Origin of the sequence: Herbaspirillum sp. C9C3 (genome assembly GCF_013359625.1) — a bacterium.
Lineage (GTDB): Bacteria > Pseudomonadota > Gammaproteobacteria > Burkholderiales > Burkholderiaceae_D > Herbaspirillum.
This window is the reverse complement of the sequence record NZ_JABFMQ010000018.1, coordinates 40,635-64,224: the sequence shown is the minus strand read 5'-3', so window position 1 is coordinate 64,224 and position 23,590 is coordinate 40,635. Positions and strand designations below refer to the sequence as shown.

Annotated in this window: 21 protein-coding genes; 15 read left to right on the top strand and 6 right to left on the bottom strand. The window is 62.7% G+C overall.

Annotated features, from left to right (window positions below; all coding sequences use genetic code 11):
- Nucleotides 1–127 precede the first annotated feature (127 nt).
- The 7 genes from HNO82_RS16405 to HNO82_RS16375 all read left to right on the top strand — a co-directional run bounded on the left by HNO82_RS16405 (nt 128) and on the right by HNO82_RS16375 (nt 6,835).
- Nucleotides 128–889, top strand: coding sequence for a sulfite exporter TauE/SafE family protein (locus tag HNO82_RS16405; RefSeq protein WP_008333886.1), 762 nt, complete (start codon nt 128–130; stop codon nt 887–889).
- 307 nt (nt 890–1,196) lie between these two features.
- Nucleotides 1,197–3,125 carry a tRNA uridine-5-carboxymethylaminomethyl(34) synthesis enzyme MnmG gene (gene mnmG, locus HNO82_RS16400; protein WP_175344443.1) on the top strand — a complete coding sequence of 643 codons (1,929 nt, stop codon included), beginning with the start codon at nt 1,197–1,199 and terminating at the stop codon, nt 3,123–3,125.
- A gap of 52 nt (nt 3,126–3,177) precedes the next feature.
- Nucleotides 3,178–3,840: a 16S rRNA (guanine(527)-N(7))-methyltransferase RsmG gene (gene rsmG / locus HNO82_RS16395; RefSeq protein WP_175344442.1), complete on the top strand. Its 663-nt coding sequence runs from the start codon at nt 3,178–3,180 to the stop codon at nt 3,838–3,840.
- The gene (locus HNO82_RS16390; RefSeq protein ID WP_175344441.1) at nt 3,840–4,391 is read left to right on the top strand and encodes a lipocalin family protein; all 552 of its coding nucleotides are present in this window, start codon (nt 3,840–3,842) and stop codon (nt 4,389–4,391) included. Before rsmG ends, HNO82_RS16390 begins: the two co-directional genes overlap by 1 nt.
- Nucleotides 4,392–4,460: 69 nt before the next feature.
- A complete protein-coding gene (gene leuE / locus HNO82_RS16385; RefSeq protein ID WP_008333879.1) occupies nt 4,461–5,093 on the top strand; it encodes a leucine efflux protein LeuE in 633 nt (210 codons plus the stop codon).
- A gap of 18 nt (nt 5,094–5,111) precedes the next feature.
- On the top strand, nt 5,112–5,882 hold the full coding sequence (locus HNO82_RS16380) for a ParA family protein (protein WP_008333877.1): 771 nt from the start codon (nt 5,112–5,114) through the stop codon (nt 5,880–5,882).
- Between the two features lie 41 nt (nt 5,883–5,923).
- Nucleotides 5,924–6,835 carry a ParB/RepB/Spo0J family partition protein gene (locus HNO82_RS16375; RefSeq protein ID WP_008333870.1) on the top strand — a complete coding sequence of 304 codons (912 nt, stop codon included), beginning with the start codon at nt 5,924–5,926 and terminating at the stop codon, nt 6,833–6,835.
- Nucleotides 6,836–6,919: 84 nt separating this feature from the next.
- Here the strand turns inward: HNO82_RS16375 and HNO82_RS16370 are convergent, their stop codons facing one another.
- Nucleotides 6,920–8,476, bottom strand: a complete 1,557-nt coding sequence (locus HNO82_RS16370; RefSeq protein WP_175344458.1) for a glucan biosynthesis protein G — start codon at nt 8,474–8,476, stop codon at nt 6,920–6,922.
- Between the two features lie 258 nt (nt 8,477–8,734).
- Between HNO82_RS16370 and bglX the strand changes: the two genes are divergently transcribed.
- Entirely contained in the window at nt 8,735–11,089 is a 2,355-nt protein-coding gene (gene bglX / locus HNO82_RS16365; RefSeq protein ID WP_175344440.1) for a beta-glucosidase BglX, read from the top strand.
- Between the two features lie 115 nt (nt 11,090–11,204).
- Here bglX and HNO82_RS16360 read toward each other — a convergent pair whose 3' ends face one another.
- Nucleotides 11,205–13,061: an ABC transporter ATP-binding protein gene (locus HNO82_RS16360; protein ID WP_175344439.1), complete on the bottom strand. Its 1,857-nt coding sequence runs from the start codon at nt 13,059–13,061 to the stop codon at nt 11,205–11,207.
- A 540-nt stretch (nt 13,062–13,601) separates the two neighbouring features.
- Between HNO82_RS16360 and HNO82_RS16355 the strand changes: the two genes are divergently transcribed.
- Entirely contained in the window at nt 13,602–15,377 is a 1,776-nt protein-coding gene (locus tag HNO82_RS16355; RefSeq protein ID WP_175344438.1) for an ABC transporter ATP-binding protein/permease, read from the top strand.
- 129 nt (nt 15,378–15,506) lie between these two features.
- Nucleotides 15,507–16,355 (top strand): D-amino acid aminotransferase, encoded by an 849-nt coding sequence (locus tag HNO82_RS16350; protein ID WP_175344437.1) that lies wholly within the window; start codon nt 15,507–15,509, stop codon nt 16,353–16,355.
- A 7-nt stretch (nt 16,356–16,362) separates the two neighbouring features.
- Here the strand turns inward: HNO82_RS16350 and HNO82_RS16345 are convergent, their stop codons facing one another.
- Nucleotides 16,363–16,890: a hypothetical protein gene (locus tag HNO82_RS16345; protein WP_249777024.1), complete on the bottom strand. Its 528-nt coding sequence runs from the start codon at nt 16,888–16,890 to the stop codon at nt 16,363–16,365.
- Nucleotides 16,891–16,963: 73 nt separating this feature from the next.
- Nucleotides 16,964–17,542 (bottom strand): ComF family protein, encoded by a 579-nt coding sequence (locus HNO82_RS16340; protein ID WP_175344436.1) that lies wholly within the window; start codon nt 17,540–17,542, stop codon nt 16,964–16,966.
- A gap of 259 nt (nt 17,543–17,801) precedes the next feature.
- Here HNO82_RS16340 and HNO82_RS16335 point away from each other — a divergent pair, with 259 nt between their 5' ends.
- Entirely contained in the window at nt 17,802–18,083 is a 282-nt protein-coding gene (locus tag HNO82_RS16335) for an HP0495 family protein (RefSeq protein WP_017452757.1), read from the top strand.
- A gap of 65 nt (nt 18,084–18,148) precedes the next feature.
- Here HNO82_RS16335 and gcvA read toward each other — a convergent pair whose 3' ends face one another.
- A complete protein-coding gene (gcvA, locus tag HNO82_RS16330) occupies nt 18,149–19,099 on the bottom strand; it encodes a transcriptional regulator GcvA (protein WP_175344435.1) in 951 nt (316 codons plus the stop codon).
- A 196-nt stretch (nt 19,100–19,295) separates the two neighbouring features.
- Here gcvA and HNO82_RS16325 point away from each other — a divergent pair, with 196 nt between their 5' ends.
- Genes HNO82_RS16325 through HNO82_RS16310 form a run of 4 tightly spaced genes read left to right on the top strand, consistent with a single transcriptional unit; the run spans nt 19,296 to nt 22,139 of the window.
- A complete protein-coding gene (locus HNO82_RS16325) occupies nt 19,296–19,610 on the top strand; it encodes a DUF2917 domain-containing protein (protein ID WP_008333857.1) in 315 nt (104 codons plus the stop codon).
- 35 nt (nt 19,611–19,645) lie between these two features.
- On the top strand, nt 19,646–20,338 hold the full coding sequence (gene lipB / locus HNO82_RS16320) for a lipoyl(octanoyl) transferase LipB (RefSeq protein ID WP_175344434.1): 693 nt from the start codon (nt 19,646–19,648) through the stop codon (nt 20,336–20,338).
- 40 nt (nt 20,339–20,378) lie between these two features.
- Nucleotides 20,379–21,371: a lipoyl synthase gene (lipA, locus tag HNO82_RS16315; RefSeq protein WP_008333855.1), complete on the top strand. Its 993-nt coding sequence runs from the start codon at nt 20,379–20,381 to the stop codon at nt 21,369–21,371.
- Between the two features lie 18 nt (nt 21,372–21,389).
- Nucleotides 21,390–22,139: a Fic family protein gene (locus HNO82_RS16310; RefSeq protein WP_175344433.1), complete on the top strand. Its 750-nt coding sequence runs from the start codon at nt 21,390–21,392 to the stop codon at nt 22,137–22,139.
- A gap of 6 nt (nt 22,140–22,145) precedes the next feature.
- On the opposite strand, the gene HNO82_RS16305 is transcribed toward HNO82_RS16310, so the two are convergent.
- Nucleotides 22,146–23,564, bottom strand: a complete 1,419-nt coding sequence (locus HNO82_RS16305; protein WP_175344432.1) for a coniferyl aldehyde dehydrogenase — start codon at nt 23,562–23,564, stop codon at nt 22,146–22,148.
- Between the last annotated feature and the right edge of the window lie 26 nt (nt 23,565–23,590).

Sequence of the window (23,590 nt, the reverse complement as noted above, 5' to 3'; positions counted from 1 at the left end):
ATGTGGCCGGCCTGCTCCATTCTTCATTTCACCGTCCATCCATTCCCCCTCATCCCATGTTCAGCCCTGTTTCATCCTTTGCCGATTTTTCCGATTGTTTCTTCACTTCGTCAGCGGAGGGCAAGTGATGGTCGATTATGTGGTGTTGTGCTGCGCAGCCTTCGTGGCCGGCTTGATCGATGCCGTGGTGGGCGGAGGTGGACTGGTGTTGGTGCCGACCTTGTTCTCGGTCTTTCCCAATACCCCCCCGGCGACCTTGCTGGGGACGAACAAGGTCGCCGGCGTGATGGGCACCAGTGCCGCCGCGATCAACTTTGCGCGCAAGGTGGCCGTGCGCTGGAGTACCGTGACACCGGCTGCGATGGCAGCCTTTGCCTTCTCCTTTTTCGGTGCTTATGTCGTTACCCATATTCCGACCGATCTCATTCGCAAGGCATTGCCCTTCATCTTGATGGCGGTCGCCCTGTACACGCTGAAGAAGAAGGATTTCGGGACGACCCACGCGCCGACCCTGACGGGGAGTCGTGAAATGGTGTTCGCGGCCTTGATCGGTGCGGCGGTGGGTTTCTACGATGGGGTGTTCGGTCCGGGGACAGGGAGCTTCCTGGTCTTTCTCTTTGTCCGCGTATTCAGCTACGACTTTCTCTCGGCGTCAGCCGTCTCCAAGTTCGTCAACATTGCCACCAATCTGGCGGCCTTGTGCTGGTTCGGCTATAGCGGGCATGTGATCTGGCAATTGGGTTTGTTGATGGCGGTATTCAATATTGGGGGCTCGCTGGTGGGGACCCGCCTGGCGATGAAACATGGCAGCGTCTTTGTCCGCAAGTTGTTTCTCGTGGTGGTGGGTGCATTGATCCTCAAGTCGGGCTATGACGCCTTCCTTAAATAAGGGAGAAAACTTCACCGGTTGTTTCACGTGAAACAACCGGCCCCCGACCAGAAAGACGGAGCGCGCTGCTCCGTTTTTTTATTCATATAACGCCCTCGTGGGTAAAATCCAGCCTCACTGTTTCACGTGAAACAGTCCACGTGGATGTTTCATTGATCAGCTCCTGCTATCAATCTGGCCCGGCGATAGTGTCCAGCGGGGCAGGGAAGTGCGGTAAACCAACAGCCAACGACCTCACCCCCGACCCCGTCAGATAAAAGGTCTTATAATCTCGCCTCTGTTCTCACCTCTACGCGAGGCCCGCATCATGCTATTCCCCACACAATTTGACGTCATCGTCGTTGGCGGCGGTCACGCCGGCACCGAAGCTGCACTGGCCGCAGCACGCATGGGCCAGAAAACCCTGCTCCTGACGCACAACATCGAAACCCTCGGCCAGATGTCCTGCAATCCCTCCATCGGCGGGATCGGCAAGGGCCACCTGGTCAAGGAAGTCGATGCCATGGGTGGGGCGATGGCCATTGCCACCGACGAGGCGGGGATCCAGTTCCGTATCCTCAATTCCTCCAAGGGCCCGGCCGTGCGCGCGACCCGTGCCCAGGCCGACCGTATCCTGTACAAGGCAGCGATCCGTTCTCGCCTGGAGAACCAGCCCAACCTGTGGCTGTTCCAGCAGGCCGTGGATGATCTGATGCTGGAAGGCGACCGCGTCGTCGGTGCCATCACCCAGGCCGGTATCCGTTTCGCGGGCAGGGCCGTAGTGTTGACCGCCGGGACTTTCCTGGATGGGAAGATTCACGTGGGCCTGAACAATTATTCCGGTGGCCGTGCCGGTGATCCGCCTGCGGTGTCGCTGTCGGCGCGCCTGAAGGAATTGAAGCTGCCGCAAGGCCGGCTGAAGACGGGTACGCCGCCGCGCATCGATGGTCGTACCATCAACCTGGCGATCCTGGAAGAACAGCCCGGCGACCTGGACCCGGTACCGGTGTTCTCCGTCATGGGCCATGCCGCCATGCACCCGCGTCAGATGCCGTGCTGGATCACCCATACCAACAGCCGCACCCACGACATCATCCGCGGCGGACTGGATCGCAGCCCCATGTACACCGGCGTCATCGAAGGCGTGGGCCCGCGTTACTGCCCTTCCATCGAGGACAAGATTCATCGTTTCGCCGGCAAGGATTCGCACCAGATCTACCTGGAACCCGAGGGCCTGACCACCCACGAGTTCTATCCCAACGGCATTTCCACCAGCCTGCCTTTCGATGTGCAACTGGAACTGGTGCGCTCGATGAAGGGCATGGAAAACGCCCACATCCTGCGTCCGGGCTATGCCATCGAATATGACTACTACGACCCGCGCGGCCTGAAGTCCTCGCTGGAAACCCGCCAAGTGCAGGGCCTGTTCTTCGCCGGCCAGATCAACGGCACCACCGGATATGAAGAAGCCGCCGCCCAGGGCATGCTGGCCGGCATCAACGCCGCGCTGCAGACCCAGGGCCGTGAAGCCTGGACCCCGCGTCGTGATGAAGCCTACCTCGGTGTGCTGGTCGACGATCTGGTGACCCAGGGCGTGCAGGAACCGTATCGCATGTTCACCAGCCGTGCCGAGTATCGCCTCTCTCTGCGCGAAGACAATGCCGACCTGCGCCTGACCGAAATCGGCCGCGAACTCGGCTGCGTCGGCGATGCGCAATGGGAAGCCTTCGACAAGAAGCGCGAAGCTGTTTCACGTGAAATGGAACGCCTCAAGTCGACCTGGGTCAACCCGCGCATCCTGGCGGCCGTCGAAGCCGAGCGTGTGCTGGGCAAGGCCATCGAGCGCGAATACAACCTGCTGGACCTGCTGCGCCGTCCCAACGTGACCTACGATAGTCTGATGGGCCTGACCGGCACCGAGGGTCAAGCCCTGGCCGGCCCCGGCATCGAAGAGGGTCCGGTGCGCGAACAAGTCGAGATCCAGGTCAAGTACGCCGGTTACATTGCCCGCCAGGCCAACGAGATCAGCCGCCAGGATCACAATGAAAACCTGAAGCTGCCGGCTGACCTCGATTACATGGATGTGAAGGCACTGTCCATCGAAGTGCGCCAGAAGCTCAACAAGCATCGTCCGGAAACCCTGGGCCAGGCTTCGCGCATTTCCGGCGTGACGCCTGCGGCGCTGTCGCTGCTGCTGGTGCACCTGAAGAAGGGTGGCCTGAAACAGCCGAGCGGCGCCGACAACCAGGCAGCGTGAAGAAAAATACCAGGCATCGCCCTCGAACCAGATCCAACCCAAGGCATCACGCATGAGCAACACTGCAGACCTGAACCTTTTGACCCATACCCTGAAGGAAGGCGCCCAGGCCATGGGCCTGACGCTTTCCGATGCCCAGATCGACAAGCTCATGGCATACCAGGCCCTGCTGGCCAAGTGGAACAAGGTCTACAACCTGACTGCCTTGCGCGACCCGGCGCAGATGGTCACGCATCATCTGCTGGATTCCCTGTCGGCGATGTCGGCCTTTGCCGGCGCCCGACGCGTGCTGGACGTGGGCGCGGGCGGCGGCCTGCCGGGCATCGTGCTGGCCATCTGGGCGGCCGAGGCGCAGCCGCAGATGCAGATTACCCTGGTCGATACGGTCTCCAAGAAAACCGCCTTCCTCAACCAGGTCAAGGCGCAATTGCATTTGAGCAATGTCACGGTGCTGCATGCCCGTGTGGAGCAGTTGCCTGTCGAGCAACAATACGATGTCATCACGTCGCGCGCGTTTGCGGAACTCAAGGACTTCGTGACGTGGTCGAATCATCTCCTGCAACAAGGTGGTCAGTACATCGCCCTCAAGGGTGTGCTGCCGCAAGAGGAAATCGACCGATTGCCGGCGGGGTGGACAGTGCGCCAGGTGCAGCCCCTGCAGGTACCGGGCCTGGATGCTGAACGGCATCTCATCTTCATGGAAAGAACGACCTGATGAACAAACTGAAACGGGCCCTGGTGGCCACCATGGTCTCGATGGCAGCCTATGGCGCGCTGGGCATGGCTTGCGTCCATGCCCAGGAGGTCAAGACGGTAGCTTCGGTGGACCTCAAGCGTTACGCCGGCAAGTGGTACGAAATCGCCAAGATTCCCAACAGCTTCCAGAAAAAGTGCATTTCCGGCACCAGCGCAGAGTATTCCGCGCGCAATGATGGCATGATCGATGTCGTCAACCGCTGCAAGACGGCCGACGGCATCGATGAAGCCAAGGGCGTGGCGCGGGTGGTCCCGGGCAGCAACAACAGCAAGCTGGAAGTGCGCTTTGCGCCGGCCTGGCTGTCCTGGATCCCGATGGTGTGGGGCGACTACTGGATCATGGACCTGGACGATCAATACACCCTGGCCACCGTGGGCAGCCCCTCGCGCGAATACCTGTGGATTCTCTCGCGCACGCCCACCATCAGCGACGAGCAATACGAGAACGCCCTCAACAACGCCACCAAGCAAGGTTTCGATACCGCGCGGGTGGTCAAGAGCAAACCGTAATACGGCACCTGAGATCAGGCCAGCGGCCCGGGCAGCAACCCGGGCCGCGCACATTCAAGGAGACCCACCATGCAGGCGATCTTTCATTCCCTCGGCATCACCGATATCTGGCAACTGATCGCCGCCACCATGGTGTTCCTGCTGCTGCCCGGTCCCGGTACCTTCTGCATGCTCACCTGCGCGGCCAAGGGCGGCTTGCGCGGCGGCTTCATGGCGCAGGCGGGCATCATGCTGGGCGACATCGTGCTGATGTTCCTGGCCGCGGCTGGCGTAGCCGCCTTGCTGCATGCCAATCCCTTGCTGTTCCACGGCCTGCAATACCTGGGCGCGGCCTATCTGGCCTACCTGGGCGGACGTCTCCTGTTTGCAAGAGGCGAGGGCGGTGGTACAGTCGTACCCTTTTCCAATGCCGCAGACTTCCGGCGCGGCTTTTTGGTCACCTTGTTCAACCCGAAAGCCATCGTGTTCTACATGGCCTTCTTCCCGCTGTTCCTGGATCCGGCCACGCAGCAAGGCGCGCTGACCTTCTTCACGATGGGCGCAGTCATCAGCAGTTGCACCTTCCTGTATGGCAGCTTCCTGGTCATCGTCGGCAATGCCGCCGCGCGCCGCATGGCCCGCAATCGCACCATCGCCAAGCTGGCTTCTCGCGCGGCAGGTATTTTCCTGATCGGTTTCGGCATCAAGTTGACCACGCAATAACGCTCACATAACAACGATATGGCAAAAATATTTTGTGTCGCCAACCAGAAAGGTGGCGTAGGCAAGACCACTACTGCGGTCAATCTCGCTGCCGGGCTGGCGCAACTGAATCAGCGCGTGCTGCTGGCCGACCTCGACCCGCAGGGCAATGCCACCATGGGTTCGGGCGTGAACAAGGCGACCCTGGAAGGCTCGATCTATGAAGTGCTGCTGGGCATGTCCGACATTCGTGCCGTGCGCAAGCGTTCCGAAGCCGGGGGCTTCGACGTGTTGCCCGCCAATCGCGAACTGGCCGGCGCCGAAGTGGAAATGGTCGAGCTGGAGCAGCGCGAGGCGCGCCTGAAGATGGCCTTCGCCCAGGTTGCCGAGGACTATGACTTCATCCTCATCGATTGCCCGCCCGCACTGTCCATGCTGACCTTGAACGGGCTGTGCTCGGCGCATGGCGTCATCATTCCGATGCAGTGTGAATACTACGCATTGGAGGGGCTGTCGGACCTGGTCAACACCATCAAGAAGGTGCACGCCAAGCTGAACCCGGAGTTGAAGGTCATTGGTCTCTTGCGCGTGATGTTCGATCCGCGCATGACACTGTCGCAGCAGGTCTCGGACCAGCTGGAACAGCACTTCGGCGACAAGGTCTTCAAGACCGTCATCCCGCGCAACGTGCGGCTGGCCGAAGCGCCCTCGTATGGTCTGCCGGGCGTGACCTTCGATCCGCTGTCCAAGGGCGCGCAGGCTTATATCGCATTCGGCGCGGAAATGGTCGAGCGCATCAAGACGCTATAACCGGCCCCGTCATTACGCATCGTTTTTCATCAGGCAATCGCATGGCAACTTTACCGAAAAAATCCAAGGGTCTGGGACGCGGACTGGACGCGCTCCTGGGCGGATCCTCCGACATCACCGAAGAAGTCCAGGCGCAGGCCGCGCAGGGCCTGCCCACCGTGATGGCGGTCACCGAACTGCAGGCCGGCAAGTACCAGCCACGTACCCGCATGGATGAAGGCGCGCTCAACGAGCTGGCTGCCTCGATCAAGGAACAGGGCCTGCTGCAACCCATCCTGATCCGCGCCATCGGCCAGAAGAACGGTCGCGATACCTACGAGATCATCGCCGGTGAACGCCGCTTCCGCGCGGCCAAGATCGCCGGGCTGACCGAGGTGCCGGTGCTGGTCAAGAACGTGGATGACCAGACCACGGCCGCCATGGCCCTGATCGAAAACATGCAGCGCGAGGATTTGAATCCCCTGGAAGAAGCCCAGGGCATCCATCGCCTCATTACCGATTTCGCCTTCACGCACGAGCAGGCCGCGTTGGCCGTGGGGCGCTCGCGCAGTGCGGTTTCCAATCTGCTGCGCCTGTTGAACCTGGCCAAGCCGGTGCAGACCATGCTCATGGCCGGTGACATCGACATGGGCCACGCCCGTGCGCTGCTGGCCGTCGATTCGGCAACGCAGATCCAGCTGGCCAACCAGATCGTGGCCAAGCGCATGTCGGTACGCGATGCCGAGAAACTGGTCACCCGCGCCAGCGCAGAGCAAGCCGCCAAGCCGCGCGAAGCCAAGGACAAGTCACGCGATATCGCACGCCTGGAAGAAGAACTCTCGGACCTGCTGGCCACCCAGGTCAGCATCAAGACCGGTGCCCGCAACAAGGGCCAGCTCATCATCAACTTCAACGACCTCGATGCCCTCGATGGCGTGATCGTGCGTCTGCGCGGGGAGTCGGTGGAGAGCTGATCGCGCCGGCAGGATGCACCAAAAAAAATGGGCTGCCCGATTCGGAGCAGCCCATTTTTATTGATATAAATAATTTCCGAAATATCAGAAAGTCCGCTGCACATCCGAACGCGGCGGCAGCTGATAACTCCAGGTCTCGGTCAAGGGCTTGCCATTGGCGGTGAGTGCCGCGCGCAATTCCACGGCCTGCGCAACGTTACGAATCTTCACCCGCAGCGTCAGCCGCCAGCCATTGATGGCCGGATTGGGCTGCAGCTGGGCATCGATCAGCTCGCCATTGTTGGAAACGTTCACCTGCGGCTGAACCACCGTCCCGGCGGGCAGCGAGCCCAGTGGTCCGCCGGTGAAATCCACCAGCAGGGCCGTGGTGCCATCGAAGGCGCGGATCAGGTTGGCCTGCGTGAGTTCGCCATCGGTATGGAAGGTCTGCTTGACCCAGCCCACTTCATTGTTGAGGATGGCCGGTTCATCCATGGTCCAGTGGATGCGGTAGTCATAGGCCAGCGGCGTGCCGCGCGGCGGCAGTTGCGCTGGCAGCCAGTAGGCCACGATGTTGTCGTTGGTCTCGTCGGCGGTGGGGATCTCCACCAGTTGCACGGCACCACGGCCCCAGTCACCCTTGGGCTCGATCCAGGCCGAGGGACGCAGGTCGTAGCGGTCCTTGAGGTCTTCATAGGAGGCGAAATCGCGGCCCCGCTGCAACAGCCCGAAGCCGCGCGGATGGCTGACCTCGAAGGAACTCACTTCCACGTTCTGCGGATCGTTCAGCGGTCGCCACAGCCATTCACCATTGCCGGTATGGATCGCCAGGCCATTGGAATCATGGATGGCCGGACGGAAGTTGCGGCGCGAAGATTGCTGGTTGGGACCGAAGAGGAACATGCTGGTCAGCGGTGCAATGCCCAGGCGGCCCACGTCGGCGCGCAGGAACACGCGTGCCTGCACATCGAGCAGGGCATCCTTGCCCGGCGTGAGCGTGAACTTGTAGGCGCCGGTAGCGCGCGGTGAATCCAGCAGTGCATAGAAGGTCAGCTGCTTGTCGCCGGGGGCCGGACGCTGGATCCAGAATTCGGTGAAGCGGGGGAATTCCTCACCGCTCAACATGGCCGTATCGATCGCCAGTCCGCGTGCCGAGAGGCCATAGACCTGACCCTTGCCGATGACGCGGAAATAGCTGGCGCCCAGCACGCTCATGACCTCGTCTTCCTTGTCATCGCGGTTGAGCGGATAGACCACCCGGAAGCCGGCATAACCCAGATGGGCGGTGCTGCTCTTGGCCAGATTGAGGTCACCGAAGTTGAAGCGGTCGGTGCTGTAGCCCACATCCTGTACGCGTCCATCGACGATTTCGTGGATCGCCACCGGCGAGTTGAACTGCATGCCCTGATGATAGAAGGCCAGCTTGAAGGGGGTAGGCTGGTTGCGCCATTCGAACTTGTCGCTCTTGGGCTGGATCTTCATGTAATCGGCGAACTGCATCGCCGCAAACGTCGGCGAGAGATTGCTCACCGGCTTCTGATAGGGTTTGGCGGCCAGTGCCTGGGCGCGGGCCACGGCCTGGTTGAGGTCGAAGCCTTGCGCGCTCTGTGCCTGCACCGAGGCAGCCAGCAGGCTTGCCGACAACACCAGCCCCTGCAGCAGGGGCCATTTCAATCCATGTCTGATCAATGTATTTCTCCACAAAGAAGCGGCGCGCGGGCATGTTGGCCTGCTACGCCGCTGTGTGCCTGCGCGTCCGGCAGGCATCAAAACAGAATAATATAGCGAACCGTCTGGCTGGCGACGCATCAAAGAACGCAAGCAATAAATGCTCCCGCCGCCCGGCCGCTGTCCCGCTTGTGCAGGTCACACAGTAGAGGGCAGAGCGCCGCCAAAGTTTAAAAAAGAGAGAGGAAACCCGTGTCCCACAAGCTTACCGAGCGGCGCGCCGCGTCCCCGCGTCGTCCCCGCCTGGCCCTGGTCATGACCTTGTGCGCGCTGGCCTGCAGCGCCGCGCTCACCGGCACGGCCGCGCATGCGCAAGCCAATCCGGCCTTGCTCGGCGACAAGACCGCCTTCATCAATGACCTGCTGCGTCAGATGACGCTGGAAGAAAAGATCGGCCAGCTGCGCCTCATCAGCATCGGTCCGGACATGCCCGCCAAGAAGCTGATCGAGGAACTGGCCGCCGGCCGTGTCGGCGGCACCTTCAACTCCATCACCCGGCCCGAGAATCGTCCGCTGCAGGAGGGCGCCATGCGTTCACGGCTGAAGATTCCGATGTTCTTCGCCTATGACGTCATCCACGGCCATCGCACCACCTTCCCCATCGGCCTGGGCCTGGCCTCCAGCTGGGACATGGACCTGGTCGGCCGCGCCATGCGCATCTCCGCCGAAGAAGCCGCGGCCGACAGCATCGACATGACCTTCGCCCCGATGGTCGACATCAGCCGCGATCCGCGCTGGGGGCGCACGTCTGAGGGCTTTGGTGAAGATCCTTACCTGGTCTCGCGCATTGCCGAGGTCTCGGTGCGCGCCCTGCAAGGCGATACCAAGCCCATCGCCGCCAATCGCCTCATGGCCAGTGTGAAGCATTTTGCGCTGTACGGTGCAGTCGAGGGCGGACGCGACTACAACGTCGTCAACATGGACCCGCAGCGCATGTACAACGACTATCTGCCGCCTTACCGTGCCGCCATCGATGCCGGCGCGGGCGCGGTGATGGTGGCGCTCAACTCCATCAACGGGACACCGGCCACCTCCAATACCTGGCTGCTGCAGGACCTGTTGCGCCGGGATTGGGGATTCAAGGGGTTGACGGTGTCGGACCACGGAGCCATCACCGAACTGGTCAACCACGGTGTGGCACAGGACGATGCCCAAGCGGCACGCCTGGCGATGAAGGCCGGTACCGACATGAGCATGGCCGACCAGGTCTACATCAAGCAACTGCCGGCGCTGGTGCGCTCGGGCAAGGTAGCGCAGCAGGAGCTGGACAATGCCGTGCGCGACATCCTCGGTGCCAAGTACGATCTGGGCCTGTTCAAGGACCCGTATATCCGCATCGGCCGCGCCGCCGATGATCCGCCGGACGTCCATGCCGAGCGCCGCCTGCATCGTCGCGATGCGCGCGAAGTCGCGCAGCAGTCCATGGTGCTGCTGGAGAACCGCCATGCCGCGCTGCCGCTGAAGAAGACCGCGCGCATCGCCCTGGTCGGTCCGCTGGCCGATTCGCACATCGACATGCTGGGCAGCTGGTCTGCAGCCGGCCAGGCCAGGCAGACCATCACCCTGCGCCAGGGGCTGCAGAATGCGCTGGGCGGGCAGGGCAAGCTGCTTTACGCACGCGGGGCCAACATCACCGAAGACAAGCACATCGTCGACTACCTCAACTTCCTGAACTGGGATGATCCGGAAGTGATCCAGGACAAGCGCAGCCCCAAGGCCATGATCGATGAGGCCCTCAAGGCCGCGCGCGATGCCGATGTCATCGTGGCCGCCGTGGGCGAGTCGCGCGGCATGTCGCATGAATCCTCCAGCCGTACCTCGCTGTCGCTGCCGCAGAGCCAGCAGGATCTGCTCACGGCCCTCAAAGCCACCGGCAAGCCGCTGGTGCTGGTGCTGATGAATGGCCGTCCACTGGATCTCAATTGGGCGCGCGAGAACGCCTCGGCCATCCTGGAGACCTGGTACACCGGAACCGAGGGCGGCAATGCGATTGCCGATATCCTCTTCGGCGACGTCAATCCTTCGGGCAAGCTGCCCATCACCTTCCCGCGTTCGGTGGGCCAGATCCCGAGCTACTACAATCATCCGCGCGTGGGCCGTCCCTACACCGAAGGCAAGCCGGGCAATTACACCTCGCAGTACTTCGATGAGCCCAATGGCCCGTTGTATCCGTTCGGATACGGCTTGAGCTATACCGAGTTCAAGCTCTCGGACGTGCATCTGTCGCAGGCCGCCATGAGCGCTGACGGCCAGGTGCAGGCCAGCGTGACGGTCAAGAACGTGGGCCGCCGCGCCGGCGCCACCGTGGTGCAGCTGTACATCCGCGATGTGGCGGCCTCGGTGGTGCGTCCGGTCAAGGAACTGAAGGATTTCCGCAAGCTGATGTTGCAGCCGGGTGAAGAGCAAGAGGTGCAGTTCAGTATCGATCGCAAGGCACTGTCCTTCTACAACGCCAAGCTGGAATACGTGGCCGAGCCGGGTGAATTCCAGGTGCAGATCGGGCTGGATTCCAAGGAGGTGAAGACGGCTTCGTTCACTCTGCAATAAAGATAAAACCGGGCGGGCAAGAAAAATGGGCGCACCGTTGAGTGCGCCCATTTTTTTTGCAGCAATCTTCTTGCATTCATCGTAAATGATATAAATCATTTACCAAGATCAGGCATCACGCCGTCATCACCGCATCCTCTTCCTCTTCTCCCAGGAAGCCGCCACTCTGGTGCGACCATAGCCGCGCATACAGGCCATTGGCGGCCAGCAGTTCGGCGTGTGTCCCTTGCTCGACGATGCGACCCTGGTCCAGCACGATGAGTCGATCCATCGCGGCGATGGTCGACAGGCGGTGCGCAATGGCTACCACCGTCTTGCCTTCCATGAGCTTGTAGAGCGAGGTCTGGATGGCCGCTTCCACTTCTGAATCGAGCGCGCTGGTGGCTTCATCCAGCAGCAGGATGGGCGCATCCTTCAACATCACGCGGGCAATCGCGATGCGCTGGCGCTGGCCGCCGGAGAGCTTCACGCCGCGCTCGCCCACATGCGCGTCATAAGCGCGGCGGCCCTTGGCATCGGCCAGCGTGCCGATGAAGTCATGCGCCTCGGCGCGTTCGGCGGCGTGGATCATCTCGGCGTCGCTCGCATCGGGACGGCCATAGGTGATGTTCTCGCGCACCGACCGATGCAGCAGGGAAGTATCCTGCGTGACCATGCCGATCTGCGCGCGCAGGCTGTCTTGCGTGACATGGGCGATGTCCTGGCCATCGATGGTGATGCGGCCACCCTCGATATCGTAGAAGCGCAGCAGCAGGTTGACGATGGTCGACTTGCCGGCGCCGGAGCGGCCCACCAGTCCGATCTTTTCACCGGGGCGGATCACCAGGTCCAGCTGGTCCACCACCGGGCGCGGCGCCGCGCCGCCGTAGCTGAAGCTCACCCCTTCGAAGCGCAGCTCGCCCCGACTGACCTTGATCGGCGTCGCATCGGGTGCATCCTTGACCTCATGCGCACGGGCCAGCGTATTGATGCCATCCTGCACCGTGCCCACGTGTTCGAACAGGGAAGACATTTCCCACATCACCCAGTGCGCGATACCGTTCAGGCGCAGCGCCATGGCGGTGCTGGCAGCAACTGCGCCCACCCCCACCTTGCCCTGGGTCCACAGGTACAGCGACACCCCGGTGGCACCGATGATGAGCACCATGTTCAGCAGGTGATTGACCACCTCGAAGCCCGACACCAGACGCATCTGGCGATGGACCGTGGCGAGGAATTCGCGCATGGCGCTGCGGGCGTACTCGGCCTCGCGCCCTGCGTGCGAAAACAGTTTGACGGTGGCGATGTTGGTGTAGGCATCGGTGATGCGTCCGGTCATCAGCGAGCGCGCATCGGCCTGGTTGCGTGCCACCGCGGACAGGCGCGGCACGAAGTAGCGCATGGCCACCGCGAAGGCGGCCAGCCAGACGAAGAAGGGGGCCAGCATCCAGATATCGAAGCTGCCGACCACGCCGATGAGGGTGGCAAAGTAGATCGTGATGAAGACCAGGATATCGCCCACGATCATGCAGAAGTCGCGCACCGCCAGCGCGCTTTGCATGACCTTGGTGGCCACCCGTCCGGCGAACTCGTTCTGGTAGAAGCTCATGCTCTGGCTCAACATGAGGCGATGGAAATTCCAGCGCAGCAGCATGGGGAAATTGCCGGCCAGGGTCTGGTGCTTGTACATGGTCTGCAGCGCGATCAAGAGCGGGCTGGCCGCCAGGATGAGCGCCAGCCAGGCCAGGGTATGACCTTCCTGCGGCCACAATTGCGCGGGTTGTATCTTGGAGAGCCAATCGACGATGCGGCCGAGCGCGGCGAAGAGCAGCGCCTCGAAGACGCCGATGATGGCCGTCGTCAGGGTCATGGCCGCAATGTAGGGACGTACGCCCCTGGTACAGAACCAGATGAAACGCATGAAGCCGCGCGGCGGCGGCAAGGGTTGCGACTCGGGGTAGGGGTGGACCAGTTTTTCAAACCAGCTGAACATCAGGGGACTCCAAAAATCGGACCAGGGCCGACGACGGGTGCCGCAGGCCGGCAGCCAGCAAGGCAGTCGGCCGGACAGGCGTGGTCGGGCGTTGTTACTGTGGCGTACCCCAAGAGAAAGCGGCAGGTGGCGATACGCCATTCATGTGCGGCGTGCGGATCGCTGCGGCAGCGGGGCCGCTATCGTGATCCCGGGGCAGGCCGCGAGAAGATGGAAGCCGCATCATCTCATATGCGGCCCGCCTGCGTGTAGCGGAGCCGGGGAAAAACACTTGTCGGAAAATCGGAATGGTGGGGGATGTTGCATCGGTCTGTCATGCGCCGCCCGCCCCGTGTCAGACCAGCGTCAGGCCCGCGTCAGACAGGCAAGCCGGCAGGACAGGCGCGATGACCAGCGCGGTACACAGGATTCTCAGGCATGGTTGCGAGCATTCAGTTTCCGTGAATGCCGGCGGCAGGAGCATTTATCCTTCTTTAAGCCTGGTTTAAGTCTTTTGCGGCAAGCTGGGCAGCAAAGAGGACAACATCCACAGGATTCGCCATGATCGAACAAACACCTGCCCGCCAGGGCAGCCACGCCAATCGCGCCACCCGTGCCGAGATCTGGGGCCTCATCAAGCCCTACTGGGTCTCGGAAGAAAAATGGAAGGCATGGGCGCTGCTGCTGTCCATCCTGGCCCTGAACCTGGGCATGGTCTACATCAACGTGCGGCTCAATTCCTGGAACCGCGACATGTACAACGTGCTGCAGTCGCGCGATTACCCGCACTTCAAGTCGCTGTTGTGGCAGTTCTCGGGACTGGCCTTCATCTTCGTGGCCATCGCCATCTACAGCGTCTACCTCAAGCAGGCGCTGCAGATCCGCTGGCGCTACTGGATGAGTACGCGTTATCTCGATCGCTGGTTGGCACATCGCGCCTACTATCGCATCGAGCAGGGCCAGGAGGGCCGCCTCTCGGACAACCCCGACCAGCGCATCGCCGAGGACCTGCATGCGCTCACCAGCGATACGCTGTCACTGGTGCTGGGCTTCATCTCCAGCAGCGTCACCCTGTTCTCCTTCATCCATATCCTGTGGTCGGTAAGCGGGCCGCTCTCCTTCTCGGCCCTGGGGCAATCGTGGGTCATTCCCGGTTACATGGTCTGGTTCGTGATCGCCTATGCGGCCATCGGCTCGGGGGTGGTGTGGTGGATCGGTCGCCCGCTGGTGGGCCTGAGTTTCAATCAGGAACGCTTCGAGGCCAATTTCCGTTTTGGCCTGATCCGTGTGCGTGAACATGCGGAGGCCGTCGCCTTGTATCGCGGCGAGCCGCAGGAGCGCATGCAGCTCACGGCGCGGCTGGACGACATCCGCGCAAACTGGTGGAACATCATGCGCCTGACCAAGAAACTCAACGTGGCCGTCAATTTCTACGGGCAGTTCGCGGTGATCTTTCCCATGCTGGTGTCGGCACCGCGCTACTTCTCCGGGGCCATTTCGCTGGGGGTGCTCATGCAGATCAGCGATGCCTTCGGCCAGGTGCAGGATGCGCTGTCCTGGTTCATCAATGCCTTTACTACGCTGGCCGGATGGAAGGCCAGCATCAACCGGCTGGCGGGCTTCCATGCCGATATCGAACGCGCCGCCGGCATGCCGCGCACACTGGCCGTCACCCGGCATGGCGGCAGTGCGGTCACGCTGGATGGCGTGCAGCTGTCCTTCCCCGATGGCAGCCTGATGCTGCGTAGCCTCGATGCGCGGGTGGAGTCAGGCGAACACGTGCTCATCAGCGGTCCTTCAGGATGCGGCAAGTCCACGCTGATCCGCGCCCTGGCCGATATCTGGCCCTATGGAGAGGGCCGCATCGCACTGCCACAGGATGCACCGGCCATGTTCCTGCCCCAGCGCAGTTACCTGCCCATCGGTACGCTGCGCGCAGCCCTCTCGTATCCGGCCGCCGAGGGCAGTTTCGAGGATGCGCTCATCACGCGCTACCTGGGTTTGTGCCGTCTGGCGCATCTGGCCTCGCGACTCGATGTGGCGGCCAACTGGAGTCAGGCGCTGTCACCGGGCGAGCAGCAGCGGCTGGCCTTCGTGCGGGTGTTCCTGAATCGTCCGCGTCTGGTCTTCCTGGACGAGGCCAGCAGCGCCATGGATGGCGAGACCGAGGAAGCCCTCTATGCCGCCCTGCCACGCGAGTTGCCCGGCGTGACCGTGATCAGCATCGCGCACCGCGAGACGCTGGCACGTTTCCATGACGTGCGCTGGAAATTCGTGCCGCCGGCCGACGGCGAGGGCAGCGGACATCGGGTCCAGGCACTGCCGATAGCCGGATAAGGGCAGGGAGACCTTATACCGTTTTTGCATGGGCAGTCCGGAGCCTGCGTGACAGAATGAATTCATCGCGGCACCGTTGCCGCCTGCATGCTTCATCGACCCTCACTCACGACTACCGGAAAGCCCATCATGAACGATCCCATCGTCTATCTCAACGGCGAACTCACGCCCCTCTCCGAAGCCCGCGTACCGGTGCTCGATCGCGGCTTCATCTTTGGTGACGGCATCTACGAAGTCATCCCCATGTATCGCCGCAAGGCTTTCCGTGGCCAGCAACACCTGGCGCGCCTGTTCCGCAGCCTGGCCAGCATCGGTATTCCGAATCCGCATGACGAAGCCGGCTGGAACGGCCTCATCCACCAGGTGGTCGAGGCCAACGGCCTGGAGGACCAGATGATCTACATCCAGGTCACCCGGGGCGTGGCCAAGCGTGCGCATGCCTTCCCCAAGGACGTGGTGCCGACGGTGCTGATCATGACCAATCCGATGGCCCTGCCTCCGGCTGCGGCTATCGAGAAGGGCGTGGCCTGCGTGACCCTGGAAGATCGTCGCTGGCTGAACTGCCAGATCAAGTCCACCTCGCTGCTGGGCAACGTGCTGGCCGCGCAGTTCGCCGCCGAGCATCAGGTGACGGAGGCGATCCAGTTCCGCGATGGTTATCTGTCGGAGGCGTCGTCCTCCAACGTGTGGGTGGTCAAGGATGGCAAGATCTCGGCACCGCCCAAGGACAACCTGATCCTGGAAGGCATCCGCTATGGCCTGATGGAAGAGCTGTGCGCCGAGCAGGGTATCGCGCTGGCATCGCGCCGCATCACGCGGGAGGAAGTGCTGGCGGCTGACGAACTGATCATTTCCTCGGCCAGCAAGGAAGTGCTGCCGGTGGTGACGCTGGATGACAAGCCGGTCGGCAGCGGCCAGCCGGGGCCGGTGTTTGCCAAGGTGTATGCGGCGTATCAGGCGGCCAAGGCGCGGCTGTGAACAGGCCCTAGTGGGCGGCGTGCAATACGTCGCTCACATTCTGCGCGAACAGCGTGGATTGCTTTTCAGTGACATGCAGGGCAGGAAGCCGGCGTTCGAGGCCGAGCTTGTGCTGCGCTTGCAGACGCGCGGAGGCGCTCATGCACGACAGCAGGGCCTCGATCCTCTCCGCGCACTTGACTGCCAGGAATTGGCTGGGCGGGTCGATGAAGACCCAGGAGTACTTCTGGCGATTCAGCAGTTCGATCACGTTCCCGAGCGTGCCAGTACTTTTGGCGTCCCAGATCATCAGCCCGGAATCAGCGATGTCGGCCATGGCGATATCTTTGGCCGTGAAGAAGGCGCGCGTACCCGGGCGCAGCGTGGTATGGATGTGGTGCACGGGCCACTGGCCGATATTGTTGCGCGGTACCTGCCCGCTGCAGAAGACCGTCACGCGCCGGTAAGCCATCGCATGAAGGAAGTGCTGGATCGCCGTGTCGGCGCCGTCAGCATCGCCAACCACCACGTCGAACTCCTGGCGCACGATGTTCATGATCCTTTCCTGGACCTTGGGATGCAGATGTCGGATGCTGATAGAGCCAGCAATGAAAACGGTAGTCATGGGCTTACCTCCACGTCAGCGTTGCCACGAAAATGTCCCCGATTTTCTCATAGGCGCGCAGCGCATCGCATGCAGCATCGACCGAAGCACCACTATCGTACAAGTCGTCGAGCAGCAACGTGTCCCAGCGGCCTTCTCCGTGGATAAGGCGATTCAGGATCAGCGTATCGGTGAGCACAGCGTCCTTTTCGGCGCGCGTGCGCAAGTCTTTCAGAAGCGCTGCACCCTTGGCCTTGCTCAACAGCGCAAGCACGGGTTTGCCGACCAGATGTCCCAGCGCATGCGCGATGGCGGCGACCGGCTGCACGCGCCGGACATGCGATGAAGCCATTGGCACGATCAGGCCGAATGTCGGCAGCAAGGGCAGGATGTGGGATTGCACGGCCAGCGCCAGCGGCAGGACGTAGCGCTGCTGTTGCCGGTATTTCAGCTGATACAGGGCTTCTCCCACTTCGGTGCGCTGCGTGTGCCATTGGATGTGGCCCGCCGCGTTGTACCCGGTCGGGAGACTGTAGAGCGAGTGCTTGTCGAGGGCATACCCCCTCTCAAAGCGACCTTGGAGCATTTTGAGGTTGACTTGCATGGGACACCGCATCTTGTCGGGAAGACACAGAGTCTTGTGCGGCAGCGCATGCTCATCAATCGCGATAGTTGGAGATGTTGGAACAGATTGCTTGCGCGGACTTCCGGGCCGATGACGCTTTCTGCACGCCGCCGCGCCCGCATGGCGTAGAATGCAGGCATTCCCCACCCGAGTCCCCCCGCTTGAAGCCCGCAGGTTCATCCCCATCTGGGAGCATTGAATTCGGAGCGCCAGGCGGACAACGCCAAGGCGGTTTGCCATGACTATGCCCACTATTTCCCCTGAAGAATCCCTGATCGAGTATCCCAGCGACTTCCCCATCAAGGTGGTCGGGATCACCCATGACGCCTTCGCCGAGACCATCGTCGCCATGGTCATCGAGCATGATCCCGAGTTTCACGCGGGCAAGGTCGAGATGCGTCCTTCCACCCAGGGCAAGTACCTCTCGCTCACCCTGACCGTGCGCGCCACCAGCCGCACTCAGCTCGACAACATCTACCGCGCGCTCTCCACGCACGAGATGGTCAAGTTCGTGCTCTGAGCGCAACTGCATCCACGCGAAAACCGGCGCAGCCCGCAAGGCGCGCCGGTTTTTTCATGGCCGCATCACTTCTTGCGAGTTGACGTTTTCTGCACCGTGCCCGGCCATTCCGACTGCGCCTGGAATTGCCGCATCTCTTCAACGATCCATTTCCTGAAGGCCGCCACCCCCGGCTTCTCCAGCCCCTCCGGCAGGTGCACCAGGTAGTGTGCCTCCTCGCACAGCTGCGCCACGTCGAACAGCCGCACCAGCGTGCCGCTGGCGATCTCCTGCCAGGCAATCGTATGGCGTGACAGCGCCACCCCCTTGCCCTCCACGGCATGGCGCAGCGTCAGCGAAGAATCCTCCACCACCAGCGTGCCGCGCGGCTCGGGCAGGTCCAGCCCGGCCAGGGTCAGCCACGGCTGCCAGGATTCGCGCGTGTCCATGCGCAGCAGCGTGCAGTGCGCCAGGTCGGCGGGGCGCACGAGCTTCTTGTTCTGCTTGCCGCGATAGCCGGGCGCGGCCACCGGATAGTAGTAATCGTCACTCAACTTTTCGGTGACCACGCCGCTGTACTGCCCGCGCCCGAAGCGGATGCCGATGTCCACCCCGTCCAGCCGCAGGTCGGCCAGGTGGCTGCCCGATTGCAGCACCACCTCGATTTCCGGATGGGCATCGATGAACTTCCACAGGCGCGGCGCCAGCCAGCGTGAAGCGAAGGAGGGGGTGGCCGAGATCACCAGCCGCTGCTGGCGCGTCAGGCTGCGCAAGTGGTCGGCGGCCTGCGCGATCTCGCCCAGTGCCTTGCGGATGGTGAGCGCGAAGCGTTCGCCGGTCTCGGTAATGGAAATGCGCTTGCCATGGCGATGGAACAGCTGCAGGCCCAGGTCTTCCTCCAGCGCGCGCACCTGGTGGCTGATGGCGCCGGGCGTGACGTGCACTTCTTCGGCCGCACGCGAGAAGCAGCCATGGCGGGCGGCCGCATCAAAGGCGCGCAGGGCGGCCAGGTTGGGGAGCTTGCGCAAATCGGCCATGACGGCTCCTTGTGAATTCAATTAGCAAGGAGAACCAATATATATCGTTTTGCTGCGCTTGCGGGCTTTCCTACAATGATGACTCATCACACATCATTCCAGGCATTTCCACCCTTGCAGCCGCACCCTCCCGGGCATCGCGGCAGGGACGCGGCTTGCCTGGCGAATCAGGCAGTCGAGCAAAGGAGCCAGCGCCATGACAATTTCATTCACAGATCCAAGCCTCCCGGGCCAGTTGCAGGAAGGCCAGGTACAGACCCGTCGCCTGCAAGGCGGCGTGCGCATCCGTGTGAACTCCGGACTGGTGTGGCTGACCATTGCCGGCTGCCGCGAGGATATCTGGCTCAAGGCGGGCCGCTGCTTTGATTTTCACGGGCGCGGCGAGGCCATCTTCGAAGCCGTCAACGGTGCGGCCGAATTCACGGTCACTCCCTTGCCTCCCAAGGGGTGCAGCGACGATACGGTACGTATTGCCAAGCTCCTGCCGCACGGCCTGATCCGCTGGTTCTGATACGGGCAAAGAGGAATTTCGCTACACTGGCGGGCATGCAAACTGCACTGCCCACCGCCAGCACACCCGTGGCTGGCGCCCGCCGGCCCGAGATCGTCCGGCGCGGCGTCGAGCCTTACGAGGCCAGCTTCGTTGCCATGCGCGCCTATACCGATGCGCGCACCCCCGAGACCCCCGACCAGCTCTGGATCGTCGAGCATCCCCCTGTCTACACGCTGGGTTTGGGCGCTGACCGCGCCCATGTGTTGAATCCGCACGACATCCCCATTGTCCAGACCGACCGCGGCGGCGAGGTCACCTACCACGGCCCCGGCCAGGTGGTGATCTACCTGTTGATGGACCTGCGCCGCAACCGCAGCGGGGCGCGCCTGTTCGCGCGCGAATTCGTGCACAACATCGAAGAGGCGGTGATCGCCACGCTGGCGGCGTATAATCTGGCCGGTGTACGCAAGGAGGGGGCGCCCGGCATCTACGCCGCCGACGGCCCCTGGCAGGGCGCCAAGGTGGCCGCGCTGGGCTTGAAGATACGGGGCAACGGCTGCACCTACCATGGTGTCTCGCTCAATGTGGCGATGGACCTGGCACCGTTTTCCTGGATCAACCCCTGCGGCTACGAGGGCCTGGCCACCGTGGACATGCAGACCCTCGGGGCTGCCAACGCCCGGCTGGACGCTGTCCAGGACTTGCTTGCCGACCAACTGATCGCCCGCTTCGCGGGCATGGCTTGAGCCCCACGCGCCGCGTGCGCCCGGGGCCGGAACGACCGACATGACTACCGAACTCACTCCCGCAGCAGATTCTTCCTCCAATGCCACCGGCTCGGCGCGCGCCAATCCGCTGGACAAGCAGAAGGGCGCCGGCAAGACCGCCTGGATCCCGATCAAGGTGGTGGCCGCCGAAAAGCTGAAGAAGCCGGACTGGATTCGCGTCAAGGCCGGGTCGCCGACCACCCGCTTCTACGAGATCAAGGACATCCTGCGCGCCAACAACCTGGTGACGGTCTGTGAGGAAGCCTCCTGCCCCAACATCGGCGAATGCTTCGGCAAGGGCACGGCGACCTTCATGATCATGGGCGACAAGTGCACCCGCCGTTGCCCCTTCTGCGACGTCGGCCACGGCCGCCCCGATCCGCTGGACCCCAACGAGCCGGAAAACCTGGCCAAGACCATTGCCCAGCTGCGCCTGTCCTACGTGGTCATCACCAGCGTGGACCGCGACGACCTGCGCGATGGCGGCGCCGCCCACTTCGCCGCCTGCATCCAGCGTGTGCGTGAACTGTCGCCCGAGACCCGCATCGAGATCCTGACTCCGGACTTCCGTGGCCGCATGGACCGCGCCCTGGAAATCCTCAAGATGGCCCCGCCGGATGTGATGAACCACAACCTCGAAACCGCACCGCGCCTGTACAAGGAAGCGCGTCCGGGTTCGGATTACGAATATTCGCTGAGCCTGTTGAAGCGCTTCAAGGACCTGCATCCGGAAGTGCCGACCAAGTCCGGCATCATGGTGGGCCTGGGCGAAACCGACGAGGAAGTGCTGCAGGTCATGCGCGACATGCGCGCGCACAACGTCGACATGCTGACCATCGGCCAGTACCTCATGCCCAGCGGCGACCACCTGCCGGTGCGCCGCTACGTGCACCCGGACACCTTCAAGATGTACGAGGAAGAGGCTTACAAGATGGGCTTCGTACATGCCGCCGTGGGCGCGATGGTGCGCTCCAGCTACCATGCGGATCAGCAGGCGCACGGGTTGGTCTGACCATTTTCATAGAGGGCCATGTCACCGGCCGCCAGGCACGTCGCGGTCAATGCTGCGAAGTCAGCGCTTGATGCAGCGCGCCCTCTGCCTCCTTATACGCAAGCATCGCTGCGCGAGAAATTGGTATTGGATTGGACTTTCCATTCCAATGCCCTCGCAGGCAACACGCTGACCCTGCGTGAAACCAAGGTAGTGCTGGAAGGCATCACCGTCGGTGGCAAGTCGCTGCGCGAGCACTTCGAGGCCATCAATCACCGCGATGCCATCTTCTTCGTCGAGCAGCTCGTGGCCGGCTGCGAGCCCCTGAGCGAAGCGCACATCAAGGACATCCACAGTCTCGTGCTCAAGGGGATCGATGCCGATGAAGCCGGCCGCTATCGCCGCGAGAACGTGGTGATCGCCGGCGCCAGCACCACCCCGCCCGATTTCCTGCATCTCAACGATGAAATGCGCGCCTTGCTGGCGTGGTATCAGCAGGCCGGCAGCCTGCATGCGGTCGAACGTGCGGCGCAATTGCATACGCGCTTCGTGAAGATCCATCCCTTCATCGATGGCAATGGCCGCACTGGTCGCCTGCTGTTGAATCTGGAACTGATGAAATCCGGCTATCCCCCGGCGGTCATCCGCAAGGAAGATCGCCTGGCGTATTACGACGCCCTCGATGAAGCCTGCGTCAGCGGCGACCATGCGGCCATCACCACCCTTGTGGCCGAGTGCGTGCAGCGTTCGCTGCGCTTGTACCTGGATCTGCTGCCGGCGCCCGGATGAGCGGCATCAGCTCAATCGCCTGATCAACCCCATCACCCATTCAAACGTTTTTCCATAAGGCGGATGCAACAGCGTCCCGCCGTTCCAACGCGCCTGCCGGAACACCGGCTTGCGCTTGCTGAAGGTATCGAAGCCCCAGCGTCCGTGATACGCCCCCATGCCGCTTTCGCCGACACCGCCAAAGGGCTGCTCCTCCTGCACCAGGTGCCACAGGCAATCATTGATGGTCACGCCGCCCGCATGGGTCTGCCGCAGCACCTGCTCGCGCCGCGCCGTATCCTCGCCGAACCAGTACAGCGCCAGCGGACGCGGACCTTGCTGCACATGGGCGATGGCTTGCTCTGGCGTGTCGTATTCCAGGATGGGCAGGACCGGCCCGAAGATCTCTTCCTGCAGCACCCGCATCGCCGGGCTCGCGCCCAGGATCAGCGTGGGCATCAGCTTGCGGCTCTGCTCCAGGTCTTCCCCCGCGGGGTTGACTTCGATCACCCGTGCACCCCGCGTGCGGGCGTCCTCCACCAGCGCCTGCAAGCGCGCACGATGGCGCGGGCTGATGATGGCGGTGTAGTCCGGGTTGTCGTGCAGACGCGGATACAGCCGGCCCATGGCTGCGACCAGTTGCTGCGCTACGCTGGCCGCCTGACCACGCGGCACCAGCAGGTAGTCCGGGGCCACGCAGGTCTGCCCGGCATTGAGCAGCTTGCCGAAGGCGATGCGTTGCAGGCTGCTCGTCATGCGGCACGAGACATCGAGAATGGCCGGTGATTTGCCGCCCAGTTCCAGCGTGACCGGCGTGAGATTGGCCGCCGCCAGTTGTGCGATCTGCCGCCCGACCTGGGTCGATCCGGTAAAGAACAGATGATCGAACGGCAGTGAAGCAAAGGCTTGTCCGATGCCGGCGTCCCCGGTGACCACGGCCATTTCCTCCGGGGCGTAATACCGCGCTACCAGCTCGGCCAGCAGGGCAGAGAGGCGCGGTGTCAGTTCCGAGGGTTTGAGCAGCACCCGGTTGCCCGCCGCCAAGGCCGCCAGCGCCGGACCCAGCGCCAGTTGCAGCGGATAGTTCCACGGCGAGATGATGCCCACCACACCCAGTGGCTGCGCCAGCAGGCGATTGCTGCCGGGCAGGAAGTGCAGGGCGGTGGCCACCCGTTGCGGTCGCATCCAGCGCTTCAGGTGCGATTGCGCATGGCGGATCCCGGCGCGCAGAACGAAGAGTTCAGCCATGCGCGTCTCATGATGCGAACGGCCACCGAAGTCGGCATCGATGGCGGCGATGAGGGCGGTCTCATGCTCGTCCAGCAGCGCCAGCAGACGAGCCAGCCGGTCCATGCGCAGCGCATGGGAGGGATCGCCGTGGGCGGTGAACGCTTGTTGCTGCGCGGTGAAAAGCTGCTGCAATTCTGCAGCGGTGGTATCGGTCATTGATTCATCCTTGCATTGCATTATCG